Here is a 19873-nt window from a genome sequence, read left to right on the forward strand (position 1 = left end):
AACGAAAGGACCTCCCCCCATGAGGCTTGAAGGCTGGCATCTCATCATCATCATCGTTCTGGCATTGGTGCTTTTCGCTGCGCCGAAGCTGCCGGGCATGGCCCGCAGCCTGGGCCAGTCGATGCGCATTTTCAAGTCGGAAGTCCGGGAAATGAAGAAGGACGGCGCCTCCGACGCCAAGGATGGCTCAGAGCCGGTCGAAGGCAGGGTTATCAACCACCCGCAGGCCGGCGCACCGGAAAGCCGCACGGGCGACGGAACCGACGTTCCGCCGTCGACCCGCGCCTAAGTCCGTATGGCATTGACCATGAGCCGTCGATCGAACCCCGAGGGGAGGATGGCGCTCCTCGACCACCTGAAAGAGCTGCGCAACCGGCTCTTTAAGGCGGCAATCGCCGTCGTCCTTGGGACGGTAGTGGGTTTCCTTGTCTACCAGCCAATGCTGACGGCGCTGATCAAGCCGATCCGCGACCTGAACGAGCACGAGGGCCGTCAGGCCACCCTGAACTTTGACGGCGTCGCGAGCTCGTTCGACCTCATGATCCAGGTGTCCGTGTTCCTGGGCCTGATCATCGCCAGCCCCGTCTGGCTCTACCAGCTGTGGGCCTTCATTGTGCCCGGGCTGCACAAGAAGGAACGCCGCTTGGCCCTGTCCTTCGTGGCCGCGGCCGTGCCGCTGTTCGTCGGCGGCGTCCTGCTGGCCTGGCTTGTGCTGCCCAACGCCGTGCGCGTCCTGACCGATTTCACGCCGTCGGGCGGCTCCAACTTCATCAGCGCCCAGGTGTACCTGTCCTTTGTGCTGCGGCTGCTGCTCGCCTTCGGCATCGCCTTCCTCCTGCCGGTGGTCCTGTTCGGGCTGAACCTGGCCGGCCTCATCAAGGGCCAGCAGCTGGTCAAGAGCTGGCGGATCACGGTGTTCCTGGTCTGCCTGTTCGCCGCGATGGCCGCCCCCGGCGCCGACGCCATGAGCATGTTCTACCTGGCCGGACCCATGCTGGCGCTGTTCTTCGCCGCGATCGGGCTCTGCCTGCTCAACGACCGCCGGCGCGAGCGACGCGCCGTCAAGCATGCGGCCGAGACCGAAGCCACGGCCGACCAGGCCACCCCCAGCTCCGAGCTGGAGAACCTCTAGCCCTTCGCGCACTAGGCTGGAAGCATGTCGTCACACCCCGGGCCGGAATCGCCGTCCGAACGTTACCGCGCCAGCGTCGAGCGGGCCGCCGAAGCCAAAACCTATCTGGGCGGCTTCATCCGCTCGCTCGAATTCGAACTCGATGACTTCCAGCGCGAAGCATGCCTGTCCCTGCAGGCGGGCCGGGGCGTGCTGGTGGCCGCCCCCACCGGCGCCGGGAAAACCATCGTGGGGGAGTTCGCCATCTATCTGGCCCTCCAGCGCGGTCTCAAAGCGTTCTACACCACGCCCATCAAGGCCCTGAGCAACCAGAAGTACGCCGAGCTGGCCGCCAAGTACGGCGCCGCCCAGGTGGGCCTGCTCACCGGCGATACCAGCATCAACGGGGACGCCCCCGTGGTGGTGATGACCACCGAAGTGCTTCGCAATATGCTCTACGCGGACTCCGACACCCTCGATGACCTCGGCTTCGTGGTCATGGACGAAGTCCACTACCTCGCTGACCGCTTCCGCGGGGCGGTGTGGGAGGAAGTGATCATCCACCTGCCCAGCGAGGTCCAGGTGGCATCGCTGAGCGCCACGGTCTCCAACGCCGAGGAGTTCGGCGCATGGCTCGACACCGTCCGCGGGCAGACCGACGTGATCGTCTCCGAACACCGCCCTGTGCCCCTGTGGCAGCACGTCATGGTGGGCCGGAAGATCGTGGACCTGTTTGCCGGCGACACAACCTTTGACGAGATCGCCCCAGCCGGTGAGGCAGGGGGAAGCGAGGCAGCTGACGGTCAGGCAGTTGCCGGCCGGGCCGCTGCAGGCAGTGTCCCTGCGGCCGTTGGCTCCGCGGCCATCACCGCAGAGCTGCCCGGGCGGGCCGGTTTCGAGGTCAACCCGGAACTGCTGTCCATGGCACGGGCCGAGAGCCAGATGAATTTCCGTGGCCGCTTCGGCCATGGCGGCCGCAACCAGCGGCGGAACCAGCGCCAGCGGGACGAACCGCAGAGCGCCCAGCGCAGCCCGGTGCGGAAGGCCAGCCGGCCGCAGGTTATCGCCAGCCTGGACCGGCAGGACCTCCTGCCGGCCATCACGTTCATTTTCTCGCGGGCCGGCTGCGATGCCGCCGTGGCCCAGTGCGTCGCGGCGGGACTCTGGCTGACCACCGAGCGCGAACAACAGATCATCGCCMAGCGCGTCGACGAGGCCGCCCAGGACATCCCCTCGGACGACCTCGATGTGCTTGGCTTCTGGAGCTGGCGGGACGGCCTGCTGCGCGGACTCGCCGCGCACCACGCCGGCATGCTGCCGACGTTCAAGGAGGTTGTGGAGAAGCTGTTCGTCGACGGGCTGGTCAAGGCCGTCTTCGCCACCGAAACGCTTGCCCTCGGCGTCAATATGCCGGCCCGCTGCGTGGTGCTGGAAAAGCTGGACAAGTTCAACGGCGAGGCGCATGTCAACATCACTGCGGGGGAGTACACCCAGCTGACCGGCCGCGCCGGACGCCGCGGCATCGACGTCGAGGGCCACGCCGTCGTCCTGTGGCAACCCGGCACGGATCCCGCGGCTGTCGCCGGCCTCGCCTCACGGCGGACCTACCCGCTGAACTCCAGTTTCCGGCCCACGTACAACATGTCCATTAACCTCCTGGCGCAGTTCGGCCGGCCCCGCGCCCGGGAGATCCTCGAATCGTCCTTTGCCCAGTTTCAGGCGGACCGTTCCGTCGTTGGGCTGGCCCGGCAGGTCCGGAGCCGGGAAGAGTCCATCGCCGGGTTCAGCAAGGCCATGACCTGCCATCTTGGGGATTTCACCGAATACGCGCGGTTGCGGCGGGCCCTGGGCGATGCCGAGACCACCGCCTCCAGGGGCAGCTCCCGGGCTAAAAAGTCCCTCACCGAGGACTCCCTGAGCCGGCTGCTTCCGGGCGACGTGGTGGATGTCCCCGGCGGCAAGTCGCCCGGACTGGCGGTGGTGCTCAGCTCCGACCACGAATCCCGGGAGCCCCGTCCCGCCGTCATGACTCTGGACAACCAGCTCCGCCGGATCGGCCTGCACGACGTCGAAGGTCCGTTGTCACCGATCACGCGGATCAGGATTCCCAAATCCTTCAACGCCAAGGTCCCCAAATCCCGCCGCGATTTGGCGTCCTCGGTGCGCAACGCCATCCGCGAGCACCGGCCGCCTGCGCCCCCGCGCCGCGACGACGACTTCGGCCGGGCCTCCGCAGCGCCCAGCCAGGAGAAGCGGATCGCCGAGTTGCGCCGGGAGCTCCGCGCCCACCCGTGCCACGGCTGCAGCGAACGCGAGGACCATGCCCGCTGGTCCGAACGCTGGTGGAAGCTCCGCCAGGAAACGGACGGGCTCATCCGCCAGATCCAGGGCCGGACCAACACCATCGCGAAGACCTTTGACCGCGTATGCGGCGTCCTGACGGGCTACGGCTACCTGGAGACCTCGGACACCGGTGTGCTGTCCATCAGCCCGGACGGGCAACGCCTGCGGCGGATCTACGGCGAAAAGGACCTGCTGATTTCGCAGTCACTGCGGATGGGCGCGTTCAACGACCTCGACGCCGCCGAGATCGCCGCCCTGGCCAGTGTGCTCGTCTACCAGGCCAAGCGCGAGGACCGCGGCCTGCGGCCCAAGATGCCGAGCGTGTCCCTGGAATCCGCGGTAGACACCGTGGTCCGGGAATGGTCCGCGCTGGAGGACGTGGAGGAGGCCAACAAGCTCCCTCTCACCGGCGAGCCCGAACTCGGCCTCGTCTGGCCGATCTTCAAATGGGCCAAGGGCCGGCACCTCCAGGACGTGCTGAGCGGCACCGACCTGGCTGCAGGCGACTTTGTCCGCTGGGTCAAACAGGTGATTGACCTCCTGGACCAGCTGGCCGACATCCCGAACCTCGACCCCCGGGTTGCGCGGCTGTGCGCGCAGGCCATCAAACTCATCAAACGCGGCGTCGTCGCCTATTCGTCCGTGGCGTAGGGAGCGGGCCGTGCCGGCCCGCTACCTGGCCCCCTGCCGGGCCTCCCACGACTTTCGAACCCGCCGGCGCTGGACCGGCCACCAGTTACAAGGAGTTCCCGCCCCATGACCGATTCGCCGGCCGCCCCCGCCTCCCGCAAAGTCACGCTGTACCGCAACGGCTCCGTCTACACTGCGGCCGATCCCTTTGCGACCGCGGTGCTGGTCGACGGCGACACTGTCGCCTGGGTCGGTTCCGAGCAGGCCGCCACGTCCATCGCGGACTCCTCCATGGAGGTGATCGATCTGCAGGGCGCGCTGCTGGCCCCCGGCTTCGTCGACTCCCACGTCCACGTGACGGAAACCGGAATCGCCCTGGCTGGGCTGCAGCTGGCCGGCGTGCGCTCGGCCACTGAACTGCTCGACGCCGTGGCCGCCTTCTCCCTCTCCGCTTCCAGCGCGGATGGCCCCGTCCTGGGCCACGGCTGGGACGAGAGCACTTGGTCCGATCCCACCCTGCCCACCCGGGACGAAATCGAACGCGCGGCCGGCGGCCGCCAGGTCTACCTGTCCCGCGTGGATGTCCACTCGGCCCTGGTTTCAAGCTCCCTGGCGGCGTCGGCCGGCCTGGACGGGCTCGACGGCGCCGCCGGCAGCCAGGTCAAACGCGGGGCGCACACCGCCGCCCGCCTGGCAGCCCGCCAGCTGCCGGCAGACACCCTGCGCACGTACCAGCGGCGTGCCCTCGCCGAGGCCGCCGCCAACGGTTATGTGGCCCTCGCGGAGATGGCTGCACCCCACATCGGGAGCATCGAGGACCTGCAGCTGGCGACGGCCTGGAATGACGGCCCGGACGCCGTCCCCGAGATTCTGCCGTACTGGGGCGAACTGGCCACATCGCAGGAACATGCCCAGTCCATCCTTGACGGCCTGGGCGTATCCGTTCTGGGTCTGGCTGGCGACCTCAACATCGACGGCTCGATCGGCTCACGGACCGCCTCCCTCCGTGCGGACTACGCCGACGCACCAGGAGAGCGCGGCAACCTGTACCTCTCCGTGGCCGAGGCCGCCGCCCACCTTGCGGCGTGCTCGCTGCTGGGAATCCAGGCAGGTTTCCACGTGATCGGCGACGCGGGCCTGGACGCTGCCTTGGAGGCCCTCGACCTTGCCGCGGCCGAGGTGGGGGAGCAGCGCGTCCGCGCCGCGGGGCACCGATTCGAGCACGTCGAGCTCGCGGATCCCGCGGCCATCAGCCGGCTGGCACGCTATTCGGTCACCGTCAGCGCGCAGCCGGTCTTCGACGCCCTGTGGGGTGGCGGGAACGGCCTGTACCAGCAGCGGCTCGGTTCCCGCCAGCTGGGAATGAACGCCTTTGGAAGCCTCTACGCGGCCGGTGTGCCGATCTGCTTCGGCAGCGACAGCCCGGTGACGCCGCTGCGGCCGTGGTCCAGCGTGCGTGCGTGCCTGCAGCACACCAACCCTGCGGAACAGATCTCCGCCCGCGCCGCGTTCCTGGGCCACACACGGGCCGGCTGGCGGGCCGCCCGCTACCCCAACCCCATGGCCGGGCAGCTGGTGCCGGGGGCGCCGGCCAGTTTCGCGGTATGGGAGGTCGAGGAACTCATGGTCCAGGTTGCCGACGGCCGGGTGCAGTCCTGGAGCACCGACCCGCGCGCCCGCACACCGCTCCTGCCGGCGCTGGACACCGGCAGCGATCCTGCCTGCCTGCTGACGGTACGGGACGGCCGGGAACTCTATGCCAGCGGCGCCGTCGGCGCCTGAGCCCTGGGCGCCCAATCCACGGCCCGTCATCCGGCCGGCGGAGCCGAAACATTCACGGCCGTAACCCTGCCCTGAACTGGGGCGATGGACATAACGGCAGGTCACGGCTCGGTTGACAGATCGGTCCGCCCCCGTAGCATTGAGGGGCAACGGAGGGTTGCGTACGGCGCAGGCTCCGTCAGTCCCGGTCCATCCCAGGTTGCCGCACCCGCGGGAGCTTTACTGGTCATGACCCCGGGCACCCCACGGGGCGGGTCTACTTCGCAGCAGAAAACGGTTCCGGCGCCGCAATTCGAGGCCTGCCGGAACTGGCCCGAAGCGGGTGGACCTGCCCGGGGGGTCACGCGGGCCCATGACGGGCGCGCAACTCCCTATAATGGGAAGTTGCGCCTGAATATCCGGAACGAATGACGTTCGGCGCACCGACCGCTCCCTTCAAGGAAAGGCCTCGCTGTGCGTGTCCTCACCATCATCCCGACCTATAACGAGCTGGAATCGTTGCCCAAGACCCTCGGTCGCCTGCGCACAGCCGTGCCCGCTTCCGACGTGCTGGTTGTCGACGACAACAGCCCCGACGGCACGGGGCAGCTGGCGGACCGTCTGGCGGCCGACGACGGCCAGGTCCACGTCCTGCATCGCGCCGGAAAGGCGGGGCTGGGAGCCGCGTACATCGCGGGCTTCAAGTGGGGCCTGGAGGCCGGCTACGACATCCTCGTGGAGATGGACGCCGACGGTTCGCACCAGCCCGAGCAGCTGCCCCAGCTGATCGAAGCTGTGGAGCAGGGCGCGGACCTCGCCATGGGCTCACGCTGGGTTCCCGGGGGCAGTGTGGTCAACTGGCCGCTCTACCGCCAGGCCATCAGCCGAGTCGGCAGCACCTACGCCCGGATCATGCTGGGCGTGAAGATCAAGGACGTCACCGGCGGCTTCCGCGCCTTCCGCCGGACGACGCTCGAGAAGCTGAACCTGGATGCAGTGGACTCGGTCGGCTACGGCTTCCAGGTGGATCTGGCCTGGCGCGTGGCCAAGCTCGGCCTGACCATCGTGGAACGGCCCATCACCTTCGTTGAGCGTGAGCTCGGCGCTTCGAAGATGAGCGGCAATATCGTCGTCGAAGCCATGATCAACGTCACCAAGTGGGGACTCACTGCCCGCTGGAACAAGCTCCGGGGCAAGCAGGACAGCCGGCAGAACGCCTAGCAGCACGGACGGCTCCCGTTCCCGGATGGCAATCCGGACCAAAAAGGGCCGGGCCCGCATCAACAGAGTGATGCGGGCCCGGCCCTTGCCGTAGCCGGTGCGCTGGGGGTCTAGGCCGAGCGGCGTTCGCCCCGGCGTTCGCGCAGGATCGTGAGGCGGTCTTCGAGGATCTGCTCCAGCTCGGGCAGCGAGCGGCGCTCCAGCAACATGTCCCAGTGCGTGCGAACTGCCTTTTCGTTGCTGTTGACGGGGCGTTCGCCGTCGACCAGCAAGGCCTCCTTGCCCGTCTTCGAAACCCAGACCGGGGGGATTTCGGCTTCCGAGGAGAACGTCACGAACACCTGCTCGCCGTCCTCGCAACGGTATTCAACCCGCTGGCGCGGAGCCGGTTCGACGCCGGATTCGGTCTCCATGCTCTGTGCGCCAAGGCGCATACCCCGCAGGCTGCGATCGCTCATCTTTTCTCCCTCTATTCGGTTCGCAGGGTCCAGCCCTGCGTTGTCCGGGGACCGTCAGGCGCCGGACTTCTGGTTGCACCGCGCTGTACCGTACCTGGCCCGTTTGGCCCGGCCAGATGACAGTTGCCAGTGGACAAAAACTGCTTGGAACGTCATTGGAATCAACGCTGTGCGGAGCGTTTTTGTTCCGGACGGCTGAACTGACCGGACAAATATTCAAGTATACGGGAGTGGTGCGGGCGAGGTAAAGCGAGTAGCCCCGCGGGGTGAACTGCGTAGGCTGCACCCGACCGGCCCGTCGTTGAATTGGCCGGCCCCCGCAGCCGGGACCGCGCAGGCTGCGCAGTTACGCAGGCGGCGTCCGAGTGATCCAATGCGGACTTGGGCTCAGGGCCGGCTCCCTTGGCCGTCTGCACCGGCCGGCGCTGACGGCGGAACAACGTCCGGCGTCGGGGACGCCTGCTCTTGCACGGCGTTTGCCCCCAGCACGTTCCCGATCCCCTTGAGTGCCTCGCCTACCTCGCTGGGAATGATCCACAGCTTGTTCGAGCTCCCCTCGGCTATCTTCGGGAGGGTCTGGAGGTACTGGTAGGCGAGCAGCTTCTGGTCCGGGTTGCCCTTGTGGATCGCGTCAAAGACCTTCTGAATGGCCTGCGCCTCGCCGTCAGCGCGCAGGATCGCGGCCTTGGCGTCGCCTTCGGCCTTCAGGATGGACGACTGGCGCTGGCCCTCGGCGGTGAGGATTGCGGACTGTTTGGTGCCCTCTGCCGTCAGAATGGCCGCGCGGCGGTCACGTTCGGCCCGCATCTGCTTTTCCATCGAATCCTGGATCGAGTGGGGCGGATCGATCGCCTTGAGCTCCACACGGGAGACCCGGATGCCCCAGCGTCCGGTCGCCTCGTCCAGGACGCCACGGAGCTGGCCGTTGATCTGGTCGCGCGACGTCAGCGCTTCCTCAAGGTTGAGGCCGCCAACCACGTTGCGCAGGGTGGTGGTGGTGAGCTGCTCCACGGCCTGGATGTAGTTGGCGATCTCGTAAGTGGCGGCCCGTGCGTCAGTGACCTGGAAGTAGACCACAGTGTCGATCGAAACGACCAGGTTGTCCTCGGTGATGACGGGCTGCGGCGGGAAGGAAACCACCTGCTCACGCAGGTCGAGCAACGGCAGCAAGCGATCCACAAACGGGATCAGCAGGGTAAGCCCGGGATTCAGGGTGCGTTGGTATTTGCCCAGCCGTTCAACGACGCCGGCCCGGGCCTGTGGAATGATCCGAACCGACCGGACCAGCACAATAATTACGAACACAATTAGTACCAGCAGCACAATTGCGACTGCGATATCCATACTTCACCTATTCCCCAGTTGTTTGGTTTTGTCTCGCTGCGGCAGTTCCGAGGCCCTCCGGACACCACTGCCCGCAGAACTGCTCTCCCTTATTGGATTGCCGATTCCGGCTGCGGGGCCACGATCGCGGTGGCACCGTCGATGGCGCTGACCACAGCCTGCTGTCCGGGCACCAGCACTCCCGATTCGGACCGTGCACTCCAGACGTCCCCGCCAATCTTGACGAGCCCGCCGCTTTCATTCACGGCCTCCATGACGACGGCGGATTCGCCGATAAGTCGTTCGATGTTGGTGCGCTGATCCGCCGGGCCTCTGTGCAGATGCTTGAGGGCCACCGGCCGAACGAAGCCAATCATGAGGAGGGACACAACGCAGAAGGCGATGATCTGAAGCCACGGATCCGCACCGGCGAAGTCCGCCACGAGCCCGGCGAGGGCGCCGCCGCCTAGCATGATGAAGAACAGGTCCAGAGTGATCATCTCGACCACGGCAAACAGGAGAAAGAGCGTGAGCCACAGGGCCCACCAATTCTCGATCAACCATTCAGACATCAATTCCCCCTTTAGTTCCGGGAGCTGCAGGCACAGTTCCCCAGTAACTGTCTTTCCATCCTAAGCGGCGGGGCAATAGCTGGGACAGGGAGTTGGGAATTCATGGACAAAGTGGCCAAGTCGTTATTTCGCGGGTCGATTCCCTGCCCGATTTCCCCATCCCGATTCCCCCGGGAGTGGTTCAGGGCGGCTTGAAGGCAGGCCGCGTCGCGGCGTCGCGGCGGGAGCGGTCAGCGGATGGGTGCAAAAACGCTGATCCGGAAGCGGGCCGAGACAGCGGTCCACGCCGGAAGCCCGGCCTCGAGGGCCGCGAGTGCGGCACGGTCCAGGTGGTGGCCTGCCGGACCCATGTAGGCAAGGTTGGCGACGTCGCGCGGAGCCAGGGTCAACGCCAGGTCCAGATCCCTGGCGCTGACGGCCGCGAAATCCTTGCCCAGGGAAGCAGTGAGCCGTTCGTCCTTGGCCGGTTCGATCCCCAGCATCCCGGTCAGGCCGGCAATCTCCTCCAGGTGTCCAGGCCGTGGTGTGACCACGATCAGGCGGCCGCCGGGGCGGAGCACCCGGGCGAACTCAGGCGCGTTGCGCGGCGCAAAGACCACGGTGACGACGTCGACGGCGCTGTCCGCGAGCGGTAACGGCTGCCAGACGTCCCCGACCACGTTCAAGGCTTCCGGGTTCATCCTGGCGGCCCGGCGCAATGCAAACTTGGAAATGTCCAGGCCGATGGCCGCGGCCAGGACACCATCGGCCGAAGCACCGTCCGCCGAAGCACCGTCCGCCGAAGCACCGTCCGCCGCGGGATCGGGCGTTAATGCAAGATCCCGTGCCGCGCGATCCCGGGCGAGACGATCCAGCACGGCCCTGAGGTAGTGCCCGGTTCCCGTTCCGGCGTCCAGCACCGCCGGCTGCCCGGCCGGGGCCTCCATGAGCGCCGGCGCGGCAAGATCGGCAATGGCATCGGCCAGCCGCCGGTAGTGCCCTGCCGAGAGGAAATCGAAGCGGGCCGCCACCATCTCTGCGCTGTCGGCTTCAAAAACAGTCCCCCTGCCGACCAGGAAGTTGAAGTATCCCTGCCTGGCGGCATCAAAGCTGTGGCCGGCGCCGCACACCAGGGTGCGGGCACCGCCGCCACCGAAGCGGAGAGCGTCCCGGCATACCGGGCACAAGAGGGGGAAATCGGGGGCGGGAGGCATAGCTTCATCCTAAGCGCGGAACCCCGGCCCGCCTCGCGGCAGGGGGCCGGGGCAGGTCACGCTGGAGCTTTCCCGCCGACGGCGGCCGGCCGGGGAATGGGACGGCCGTGGCGTCCGCGGCGCACCGGCAGGACGTGAGGTAGTTCACAGCGCGCCCGCCGCGGGTTAGGCTCGCAAGCGTGAAATCTGAACATCTACCGCTGCTCAATTCCGTCTCCGCCCCCGCCGTGCACCCTGACGGCTCCCGCGCCGTGGTGTCCGTGATCCGGCCGGACTTCGATGCCGATGCCTATGTGGGCCAATTGTGGACCGTCCCGTTGGATCCGGACCTGAACATCCCAAACCTAAACCCCGGCCAACGGCCGCGCCGCCTGACCCGCGGCTTCCGGGACACCGCGCCGGACTTTTCACCGGACGGCCAGGCCCTTGCGTTCCTGCGTGCGGCTGCCGGCGGAAAACCGCAGCTCCACGTGGTGGAAGCAGCCGGCGGCGAACCCCAGCTGTTAGCGGCAGCGCCGCTGGGGGTCAGCTCCTTTGCCTGGTCACCCGATTCCCGCAGCATTGTCTTCGGTGCCAGGACCCCTGATGAGGGCCGGTACGGCAACATCGACGGGGTGGGTGCCGGCAGCGAGGACGCCCGGCTGATCACCGATTACCAGTACCGCATGAACGGTCTTGGCTACACGGCCGACAAGCCCCTGCAGCTGTTCCTTGTCGAGGTGCCGCAGCTTGACGCCGAACCGAAGGTGGCCCCGGCCGGGCGCGCCCTCAAGGCCCTCGGCGCCGCGGCCGATCCCGCGGAAACCGGTGCCAGCCTGCTGCCGGCCGCCAGACAGCTCACCACCGGGGCGGCGGACCACAACGACGCCAGCTTCAGCGCCGACGGCGGCACCATCTACTTCACCGCGGCCCTGCATGAGGGCCGGGACACCGACCTCGTCAGCGGAATCTACGCGATTCCCGCCGCCGGAGGGCAGCCGCAAGCCCTCTCACCGGCCAATACCGGACGGCAGACCGTCAGCGCCGTGCGCCAGTCCGCGGACGGGAAGTGGCTGTTCTTCCTCGCCCAGGACCTGGGCGCATCCGGCCGGGACTTCGTGGCCAGGAACACCGCCCTGTATGCCATGCCGGCCGCCGGCGGAGACGCCACAGCGCTCAGCGACGCCGAGACCCTGGACGTGTCCGGCGGCAGCCGGATCGAGCTGCGCGGGGCCGCGGGCGCCCTGGTGCTGAACAATGCGCGGGGAACCGTAGAGCTGCACGAATTCGTCGCGACGGGAGGCCACGCCGTCCTGCTGGAGGGGAACCGGGTGGTGACCGGGGCCGCGGACGGCGGGGGGCGGCTCGTGGTGAGTTTCAGCGATGCAACCACGGCCGGGGACCTCGCTGTGCTCGACAGCGGGCACGTGCACCGCCTGACGGATTTCTCCGCGCCTCTGCGCAGCGTGGCGGGCATCAGCGAGCCGCAGGAACTGACTTTGCCCTCGACCGACGGGTACCCGGTCCATGGCTGGCTCGTGAAGCCGGCGGGCCCCGGCCCGCACCCGGTGCTGCTGAACATCCACGGCGGTCCTTTTGCCCAGTTCGGCGTGGCCTTGTTCGACGAAGCCCAGGTTTATGCCGGGGCCGGTTACGCCGTACTCATGTGCAATCCGCGGGGCTCGGCTGGCTATGGCCAGGAGCACGGACGCTCCATCAAGGAGCGGATGGGAACCGTGGACATGCAGGACGTCCTCGCCTTCCTGGACGGGGCCGTGGAGAAGTTTGAGGACCTGGACGCCGCCAATGTCGGCATCATGGGCGGTTCCTACGGCGGCTACCTGACGGCGTGGACCATCAGCCACGACCACCGCTTCAGGGCGGCCATCGTCGAGCGCGGTTTCCTGGATCCGGTGAGCTTTACGGGTTCTTCTGACATCGGCTGGTTCTTCGGCGGCGAATACACCGGCCCTTCGGCGGAGCAAATGGCGGCCCAGAGTCCCATGGCCCGGGTGGAGAACGTACGGACGCCGTCGCTGGTGATCCACAGTGAGGAGGACCTCCGGTGCCCCGTGGAGCAGGGCCAGCGGTACTTCACCGCCCTCAAGCAGCAGGGCGTCGAGACCGGATTCCTGGTTTTCCCGGGTGAGAACCATGAGCTGTCCCGCTCCGGGACTCCGCACCACCGCAAGCAGAGGTTCGATGAAATCCTGAAGTGGTGGGCCCGCTACCTGCCATCTGCCGGGAACCCGGCACCTCTGCCTTAGTCCTCCGCCGGGTCCGGCAGGAACCCGAGTTCCTGCCGGGCACGGCTGATGTCTGGCTGGGCCCAGCGGGCCGAGTATTCGGCGTTGTTGCTGATGGAGCGCAGCTCGGCCCGGTCAAGGAACAGCACTCCGTGCAGATGGTCGGTCTCATGCTGGACAATCCGGGCTTGCCAGCCGGTGAAAGTCCGCTCCAGTTGCGTGCCGTCCGGCGCCGCGAAATCGAGCTGGACCGATTCCGGCCGCAACACCGCCGCCTGCAGGCCTCCGATGGAGAGGCAACCTTCGTAGAACGCCACGGACTTGTCGCCAAGGGCCCGATAGCTCGGGTTCAGCATGGCAAAGAACGGCAGCGGTTCCCGCCCGCGGATGGCTGCGACGTCGGGATCGACGGTGAACTGGTCCTCCAGGACGGCGAGCTGCAGCGGAATGCCCAGCTGCGGTGCCGCCAGGCCGACGCCCGGGGCCTTGTGCATCACGCTGCGCATGAGGTCGATGAGGTGGCCGAGTTCGGCGTCACTCAACTGGCCGTCGAAGGGTGCCGCCACGTGCCGGAGCACCGGGTGCCCTGCCTGGACAATCGGCGGAAGGATACCCGCACTCAGGATCTCCTGGACGGCCTCGCTGATCCGGGCGGCGCTGAAGTCGGTGGGCCTGGCGTCAAAGGACATGCCCCCAGACTACTGGCGGCCGCACGCCTTTGTAACAAAGTCATAAATCCGGCCACGAAGTTGGCTGCCGGCGTCGATCTTCACAACACCCTCCCGGCCCGCCACCCTGACCCGAAGCGGCAGGAGCGTGCCCACCTTGTCTTCGGCCACGGCGTGGGGATCGCAGCGGGAGGGCCGGATGCCCAGGCGCACTTCCGCCGGTGGCCCGCCTGCGCTGAGCGTCACCGAACGGGGCCAGGGGGCTTGCGGGGCTTCCGCCAGCAAGGGGGTCTCCTCGACCCGGTCAATCACCAGCTCACCCGCGCCAGCCCCTCCACCGCTGGCAGCGCGCGGTTGCACCAGCAGACGTACGACGGCGGTCCGCCCGTCCGCGGCGACCTCGAGGTCAGGAACCAGCGCGATCGCGGCCACGGCCGAGGCTGCCCGGGCCAGGCACATCTCCGAATTGTTCCGCGCCAGGACGCCGAACGGGTCTGCTGCCCGGGCGACGGCTTGGGGCGGCGCAGTTCCCTGTGGCACAGAGCCTTGCGGCACCGCCAGCCGGAGTGCGACAACCGCGTTGCCGGAGTCGGCGCCGGAGGCGGTTGCCGGCCCTGTTGAGGACGGGGACGGGGAGCCGCATTCTGGTGCGGGCAGCGGTGCCGGCAGGCTTTTCGCCTGTCCGGGCGGAAGCTCAATCCCGCCCGTGCGCGCTGGCCAGGTGATCGGCGCCGCGAACAGCGGGCTGGTCAGTTCCGCGGCAAGGACCGTCAGGGCGCGGCCGGTGGTGTTCGTGAGCTGGATTTCGATGATGTGTTTGCTGTAGTTGTCACGGAACTGGCTGATTTCCGCGGTCACAGCATCCGTGGCCGCGGAGCTCGTACCGGCCGGACCGCCTTCCGGGCTGCAGGCCGCAGCAGCGCCCAGCACGGCCGCGGCGATCGCGGCTTCCGCTGCCCGGAATACGATGTGCCGCCGGCGCGTCACCACGGGGCCGTCCATGCGCACAGTCTATTCTGCGGTCAGCCGACTGGCTTTGCGGCACCATCCACGGTCACGGCCGAGAGGGAGTCGGCCATCGTCGCCGAACCGTCAGCACCTGCCCGGGCGCCCTTACGGAGTGCTACCCCGCGGCGCCAGTTCAACGGACTCCACGGCATAGGGTTTGGTCGCCGACCGCTGAAGGGGACGGCGGAGGCGCAGCTGGTACGGCCCGTTCTGGAACGTGGCGCGGGGGTCCAACTGGACAACCAGGCGTGGTTCGTCACGGGCGGCGTCCACCCGCATCACGATGCCGGCCCGCCGTCCGCCCACGAACAGCGGGGTCGCCGGCTCGACAGCGGTCCCCTTAAGGAGTTCCTGATGCTCCGGCCCCGCCGCCAGGAACAGGATTCCATGGGCCACCCCGACGACCTTCAACGGGATCACCCCGTCCGGCGGCGGGGTCGCCGGGGCGGGCCGGGGTTGTTTTTGGTACTCCTGCGCAGATGACGCTCCGGCTGCGCTCGGGGGTCGGTCGCATTCCTCGCAGCGGGTCCGCGCTCCGATGTCGGCCAACAACGTCACGAGGAGCCCTCTGGGTGCGTTGCGCCATTTGTCGGCCACATCGTGGCACCACGCCGTATGGTACTCGCTCCCGTACTTCATCACGTAGACCTGATCATCGCCGAGGAGGGGCGCGCCCTCCTGCCGGGCGGCGGGCTCGACCGGCTTGATTTCGCCGAGACCTCTGGCATCTGCATGGGCGGGGCGGCCGGTCTTGAGGTATTTGCGGATGAAGGGATTGAGTTGCCGATTTGGTCGTGGAATTCCGGAACCTTCCTGTGCGGCGGGAGTGCGTTCGCAACACACCCTTTACCCCCGACCCACCCTGCTGGGCGGCCCCAGGGGCTCGAACTGGCGCTGAGCGATGTCGCGCCGTTGTCAGGCTGGACTATCAAAAGAACTCTGCAAAAAACTCCGAGTTACGGCACCCTGGACCGAGTTCGGGGCCACAACGGACCGACTGCGGTTCCGATGCACGGTTTGGGCTCGGCAACTCAGGATGCCCTGGCGCGTCGAACGTGAGCAGCCCACCAAATTCTCCCGCATGTGCGGGTGAATTTCAAAAGGTGTCGGCGGGTGTCTTTGAGGGGCAGCGACGGGCGGGAGGCCGCGGGGCAGCAACCGGGAACCTCACTGCATCGTGAAGCGGCGGGCGATCAGTGCATTCACCGCCGGAACTGCGGCGACGCCTCCGATGGCCCGGTTCCGCAACGCCAAGAGGCCGTCCGTGAGGGGCCGGCCCAGGGCCATATTGATTTCGGCCTGGCGTGCGGCCCTCGCCGCCGCCCGCAGCCGGGTGCGTTCGAAGTTCTTCAAGGCGCCGTCTATATGCTGGCGGCGCATGGCGGCCGTTGCGATCGGTACCAGCGCCGCAGCGTCGAGCCAGCCCAGGTTCATGCCCTGCCCGCCGATGGGACTGACCTCATGGGCCGCATCCCCGATCATCACCACCCGGCCGGTCACCATCCGGCGGGCCAGGCGCGTGCGGACGCCGAAGCTGCTGAGCATGGTGTTGGTTCCGGCGTCGATGTCGAGTCCTGTCCGCTCGCGTACGCAGCGCATGAGCCACAGGGCGTCGCCGCCCTGACTGTCGCCGCGCTGGCCCCCCGCGGTGGCGCCGCCGGCAGCAGGGGGGTCGCCGGCGCCCAGCCGGACCACCCAGCGGCGGAGATGACCGGGCAAGGGGAACGACTCCACGATGCCGGCCCCGGCCAGGAAGAGCGCGGCGTCCGGACCGAACCCGGTGTTATCCGCGAAGTCACCCATGAGGTAGCTGTCCGGGTACTCTTTGGCTCGCAAGGCGACGCCCTGCAGCGCCCGCACTGTGGAGCGCACGCCGTCGGCGGCAATGACCAGCGGCGCCGCATAGCTCAAGGTGCCGCGCCCGGATACGGCTTCCACGGTGACGCGGGCGCCGTCGTCGGACAGCCGGGTGAGGCGGACGCCGCGGTGCAGGGCGCCGTCGTTGAGCTCATTGACCCGCCGTTCCAGCAGCGCCTCCGTGCGGCCCTGGGGCAGGGACAGGACGAACGGAAAACGGTCCGAGACACCGGCAAAGGACATCTGGGCGAGGCATTTCCCGCCGGCGAGGGCAACTCCGCGGCGGATCGGGACGCCTTCGGCAACCAGGGCCTCGGAAACTCCGGTACCCGCGAGCGCGGCCAACGCCGGCGGATGGATGCCGATGGCACGCGAATGCGGTTCCGGTGCGCTCCGCTGTTCCAGGATCTGCACATCCACGCCTTCCTGCAGCAGCAGCGCGGCCATGAACAGTCCCACCGGACCAGCACCGATGATCAGCACTTCAGCCACGGGCAGCGGGCCTCCCCGGATAGTCGCCGTCGGGAGTGTCCAGCAGCAGCAGGTTCCGGAATGGGGCGTGGCGGGCCACTGTCCAGCCGGGGGGAGCGGCGGCGGCCAGCTCCGCGGCAGTGTAACTTCGACGGATTGAGGTCAACCCGTCCCGCCGGATGTAGGAGCCGGAGAGCACCCAGGAGCCGGCAAAGAAGAGCGCGTAGGCGGCGGGGCTGCGGCGGATGTCGTTGTGGATGACGGTGCCATTGGACAACATGGCACACTCGCTAAGGAACGTTCCCAGCCCACTGAGGTGGTGCAGCACATGGTTGGACACCACGACCTCGTACCGCTGGCCCCCTGCGAGCAGCTCTGCAGAGCTCGCCTGGCGAAACGTCACGTCCGCCGTTGCGTGGCGGGCACGGGCGAACAGGATGGCCCGCGGATCCGGGTCAATGGCAGTGACTTCCAGGCGCAGCCCGTCCCGGGCGGCCCATTGGGCAAGCAGCACCGAAACGTCGCCCCCGCCGCAACCGACGTCCAGCAGGGACGTGGGGGAGTCCGCGGACAGCCGCGGCCGGATCCGGGTCCGATAGATGCCGCGCCAACCGGCCACTGCGCGGTTGACGAGCGCAAACTGGGCATAAGTGCGCTCCAGCCGGCCGGGATCGCAGCCGGGCAGGTCCATTTCCTCGACGGCGTCTGACGCGCGGTCCCGCAAGAGGGCCGCCCGGAGGTGTTCTGGGATCTGCTTCGCGCTGAACGGTTTCAGTGTGGCCGCTTTCAGACCCGTACCGCTACTGGTTCCGCCGGTTCCGCCGCGGACTCCTGCCGCGGGTTGTCAGCAGGTCGCGGGGCAGCCAGCCTGGTGAAGAGTGYCGTTTCGACCGTCAGGCCCGGGCCGAAGGCCATGGAGCAGATCCGTTCCACGCCCGGGCCGCCGGGGCTGGCCGGGCTGGTCCCGGCGTCGTCCGCCGCCGGCAGGTCCAGGATGTGCTTGATGACGAACAGGACGGTGGCGCTGCTCATGTTGCCGAAGTTCCRCAGGGTTTCGCGGGCGGGGACGAGTTGTTCGTCGCTGAGGTCCAGCCTGGACTGGACCTTGTCCAGGATGCTCCGGCCGCCCGGGTGGATGCCCCAGTGCTGGATGTCCCGGTAGGGGAGTCCCTGCAGCGAACTGTCGCGGGACAGGAGAGGTTCGAGGGCGCCGATGATGTGGTCATCGATGATGTGCGGGACATAGTTTCCCAGCACCATCTCGAAGCCTTCGTCGCCGATGTTCCAGGCCATCGAGTCCTCCCCGACGGGTGTCAGAACGGTTTCGAAGTGGTCCAGCCGCAGCAGGGCTGGTTCGCCAGGGATGTCCCGCGCCGTGATGATGGCCGCAGCGGCGCCGTCGGCGAACAAGGCCGATCCCATGATGGTGTCCGGGTCATTGGAGGTCCGGACGTGGAGGGAACAGAGTTCGGCGCAGACCACCAGCACCGCCGCATCCGGGTCCGCCTCACAAAATGACTTCGCGGCCCGCAGCGCCGGGAATGCGGCGTAGCAGCCCATGAAACCGAGGTGGTACCGCTGGACGGCCGGGTTCAGGCCGAGGGCCCGGACAATCTTGTAGTCCGGGCCCGGATTGAAGAATCCGGTGCAGGAGACGGTGATCAGGTGGGTGATGTCCTGCGCATCGACTCCCGGACAGGCATCCAGGGCTTTTTGGGCGGCCTCAATGAAGAGCTTGGTCGCTTCCGTGGCGAAAATGCCGTTGCGGGTCTTGGTGCTGGGGCTGAGCACCAAGCCGGTGGCCGGGTCGAAGAACTGGGGATCTTCCGCCCGGCTGTCCTTGGTGAGTTCCTCGACTGCCGTATGCCGGGTGTCGATGGCGGCGGAGTCAAAGCAGGTGTTGACCAGCCGGGATCCGAGCCGAGTGAGGCCCGGCTGGGCGGCGAACACCGCCCTGGCCTCGGACTGGACCAGGATGGTTGGCGGGACTGCAGTTTCTAAGGACCTCAGGTAGACCGTCATGGTTCATTCTCAGTGAGGCCGCCGCCAAAGACAATGGAACGACTTGAGATTTGGGACCACGGCCGGGGTGGACAACTTCGGCGCGAAGTAGCACCATCTCACATGTGACCAGCAAACCCGACCCGGCGCAGCACTTGCGCGACCTCGCGCTGCTACGCCGCGTCCGTGACCGGATGGACCGGGAGTACGCGCAACCGCTCGACGTCGAGGCCCTCGCCCGCGGTGTGCACATGTCCGCCGGGCACCTCAGCCGCGAGTTCCGCCTCGCGTACGGCGAGTCACCGTACAGCTATCTGATGACGCGGCGCATCGAGCGCGCCATGGCGTTGCTGCGCCGCGGCGACCTGAGCGTCACCGAGGTCTGCTTCACGGTCGGCTGCTCGTCGCTGGGCACCTTCAGTACCCGTTTCACCGAACTGGTCGGCGTACCGCCCAGCGTCTACCGGCGCGAGGCGGCGCGCGCGACCGCGGGGATGCCGTCCTGCGTGGCGAAACAGGTCACCAGACCGGTCAGGAATCGAGAAGTGCCGGCCCCCGAAGCGCAGCTAGCATGAATTTCATGGACATCAACATTCACGCGAGTTTCCTCCCACACAACGATCCCGACGCCGCCGTCGCCTTCTATCGCGACACACTCGGTTTCGAGGTCCGCAACGACGTCGGATACGGCGGGATGCGCTGGATCACGGTCGGCCCGGCCGACCAGCCGGGCACGGCCATCGTCCTGGAGCCGCCGGCCGCCGACCCCGGTATCACCGACGACGAGCGCCGCATCATCGACGAGATGATGGCCAAGGGCACCTACGCCCGCATCCTCCTGGCCACCAAGGACGTCGACGCCACCTTCGAACGGCTCCAGGCCAGCGGCGCCGAGGTGGTCCAGGAGCCGACAGAGCAGCCCTACGGGGTCCGCGACTGTGCCTTCCGCGATCCCGCGGGCAACCTGATCCGCATCCAGCAGCCGCTCTGAGCCGTCCGCGGACGCGGGCAAGGCGGACGCGGGCAAGGCG

18 protein-coding genes are annotated in these 19873 nt (G+C 67.8%); 8 read left to right on the top strand and 10 right to left on the bottom strand.

Features of this window, described 5'->3' with window-relative positions; all coding sequences use genetic code 11:
- The first annotated feature begins 19 nt into the window (after positions 1 to 19).
- From tatA to AC1D2F_RS11520, 5 genes are all read left to right on the top strand, one after another.
- Positions 20 to 289: a Sec-independent protein translocase subunit TatA gene (gene tatA, locus AC1D2F_RS11500; RefSeq protein ID WP_229994969.1), complete on the top strand. Its 270-nt coding sequence runs from the start codon at positions 20 to 22 to the stop codon at positions 287 to 289.
- Positions 290 to 337: 48 nt separating this feature from the next.
- Positions 338 to 1132 (top strand): twin-arginine translocase subunit TatC, encoded by a 795-nt coding sequence (gene tatC, locus AC1D2F_RS11505; RefSeq protein WP_229994991.1) that lies wholly within the window; start codon positions 338 to 340, stop codon positions 1130 to 1132.
- Positions 1133 to 1156: 24 nt separating this feature from the next.
- Positions 1157 to 4105 carry a DEAD/DEAH box helicase gene (locus tag AC1D2F_RS11510; protein WP_476966753.1) on the top strand — a complete coding sequence of 983 codons (2949 nt, stop codon included), beginning with the start codon at positions 1157 to 1159 and terminating at the stop codon, positions 4103 to 4105.
- 105 nt (positions 4106 to 4210) lie between these two features.
- A complete protein-coding gene (locus AC1D2F_RS11515) occupies positions 4211 to 5866 on the top strand; it encodes an amidohydrolase (protein WP_476966754.1) in 1656 nt (551 codons plus the stop codon).
- A 453-nt stretch (positions 5867 to 6319) separates the two neighbouring features.
- Complete coding sequence (locus AC1D2F_RS11520) at positions 6320 to 7066, top strand: polyprenol monophosphomannose synthase (protein WP_229996184.1); 747 nt, start codon at positions 6320 to 6322, stop codon at positions 7064 to 7066.
- A gap of 110 nt (positions 7067 to 7176) precedes the next feature.
- Here the strand turns inward: AC1D2F_RS11520 and AC1D2F_RS11525 are convergent, their stop codons facing one another.
- The 4 genes from AC1D2F_RS11525 to AC1D2F_RS11540 all read right to left on the bottom strand — a co-directional run bounded on the left by AC1D2F_RS11525 (position 7177) and on the right by AC1D2F_RS11540 (position 10612).
- Positions 7177 to 7524 carry an RNA polymerase-binding protein RbpA gene (locus AC1D2F_RS11525; protein ID WP_026266329.1) on the bottom strand — a complete coding sequence of 116 codons (348 nt, stop codon included), beginning with the start codon at positions 7522 to 7524 and terminating at the stop codon, positions 7177 to 7179.
- Positions 7525 to 7911: 387 nt separating this feature from the next.
- Entirely contained in the window at positions 7912 to 8868 is a 957-nt protein-coding gene (locus tag AC1D2F_RS11530; RefSeq protein ID WP_229996015.1) for an SPFH domain-containing protein, read from the bottom strand.
- A gap of 89 nt (positions 8869 to 8957) precedes the next feature.
- Complete coding sequence (locus AC1D2F_RS11535; RefSeq protein WP_090580549.1) at positions 8958 to 9419, bottom strand: NfeD family protein; 462 nt, start codon at positions 9417 to 9419, stop codon at positions 8958 to 8960.
- A 230-nt stretch (positions 9420 to 9649) separates the two neighbouring features.
- On the bottom strand, positions 9650 to 10612 hold the full coding sequence (locus AC1D2F_RS11540) for a putative RNA methyltransferase (RefSeq protein WP_476966755.1): 963 nt from the start codon (positions 10610 to 10612) through the stop codon (positions 9650 to 9652).
- A 179-nt stretch (positions 10613 to 10791) separates the two neighbouring features.
- Between AC1D2F_RS11540 and AC1D2F_RS11545 the strand changes: the two genes are divergently transcribed.
- Complete coding sequence (locus AC1D2F_RS11545) at positions 10792 to 12858, top strand: S9 family peptidase (RefSeq protein WP_476966756.1); 2067 nt, start codon at positions 10792 to 10794, stop codon at positions 12856 to 12858.
- On the opposite strand, the gene AC1D2F_RS11550 is transcribed toward AC1D2F_RS11545, so the two are convergent.
- The 6 genes from AC1D2F_RS11550 to AC1D2F_RS11575 all read right to left on the bottom strand — a co-directional run bounded on the left by AC1D2F_RS11550 (position 12855) and on the right by AC1D2F_RS11575 (position 18863).
- The gene (locus AC1D2F_RS11550) at positions 12855 to 13526 is read right to left on the bottom strand and encodes a peptide deformylase (protein WP_476966757.1); all 672 of its coding nucleotides are present in this window, start codon (positions 13524 to 13526) and stop codon (positions 12855 to 12857) included. The genes AC1D2F_RS11545 and AC1D2F_RS11550 overlap by 4 nt on opposite strands.
- 9 nt (positions 13527 to 13535) lie before the next feature.
- Entirely contained in the window at positions 13536 to 14507 is a 972-nt protein-coding gene (locus AC1D2F_RS11555) for a hypothetical protein (RefSeq protein ID WP_476966758.1), read from the bottom strand.
- A gap of 111 nt (positions 14508 to 14618) precedes the next feature.
- A complete protein-coding gene (locus AC1D2F_RS11560) occupies positions 14619 to 15152 on the bottom strand; it encodes a hypothetical protein (protein ID WP_476966759.1) in 534 nt (177 codons plus the stop codon).
- A 528-nt stretch (positions 15153 to 15680) separates the two neighbouring features.
- On the bottom strand, positions 15681 to 16862 hold the full coding sequence (locus AC1D2F_RS11565; RefSeq protein WP_476966760.1) for an FAD-dependent oxidoreductase: 1182 nt from the start codon (positions 16860 to 16862) through the stop codon (positions 15681 to 15683).
- Positions 16855 to 17565 carry a class I SAM-dependent methyltransferase gene (locus tag AC1D2F_RS11570; protein ID WP_476966761.1) on the bottom strand — a complete coding sequence of 237 codons (711 nt, stop codon included), beginning with the start codon at positions 17563 to 17565 and terminating at the stop codon, positions 16855 to 16857. The genes AC1D2F_RS11565 and AC1D2F_RS11570 overlap by 8 nt, the downstream gene beginning before the upstream one ends.
- A gap of 62 nt (positions 17566 to 17627) precedes the next feature.
- The gene (locus AC1D2F_RS11575; RefSeq protein WP_476966762.1) at positions 17628 to 18863 is read right to left on the bottom strand and encodes a type III polyketide synthase; all 1236 of its coding nucleotides are present in this window, start codon (positions 18861 to 18863) and stop codon (positions 17628 to 17630) included.
- 104 nt (positions 18864 to 18967) lie between these two features.
- Between AC1D2F_RS11575 and AC1D2F_RS11580 the strand changes: the two genes are divergently transcribed.
- Both AC1D2F_RS11580 and AC1D2F_RS11585 read left to right on the top strand, forming a co-directional pair.
- Positions 18968 to 19417: a helix-turn-helix transcriptional regulator gene (locus tag AC1D2F_RS11580; RefSeq protein WP_476966763.1), complete on the top strand. Its 450-nt coding sequence runs from the start codon at positions 18968 to 18970 to the stop codon at positions 19415 to 19417.
- On the top strand, positions 19414 to 19833 hold the full coding sequence (locus AC1D2F_RS11585) for a VOC family protein (RefSeq protein ID WP_229992410.1): 420 nt from the start codon (positions 19414 to 19416) through the stop codon (positions 19831 to 19833). Before AC1D2F_RS11580 ends, AC1D2F_RS11585 begins: the two co-directional genes overlap by 4 nt.
- Positions 19834 to 19873 lie beyond the last annotated feature (40 nt).

The organism is Arthrobacter sp. P1_B3 (assembly GCF_056406615.1).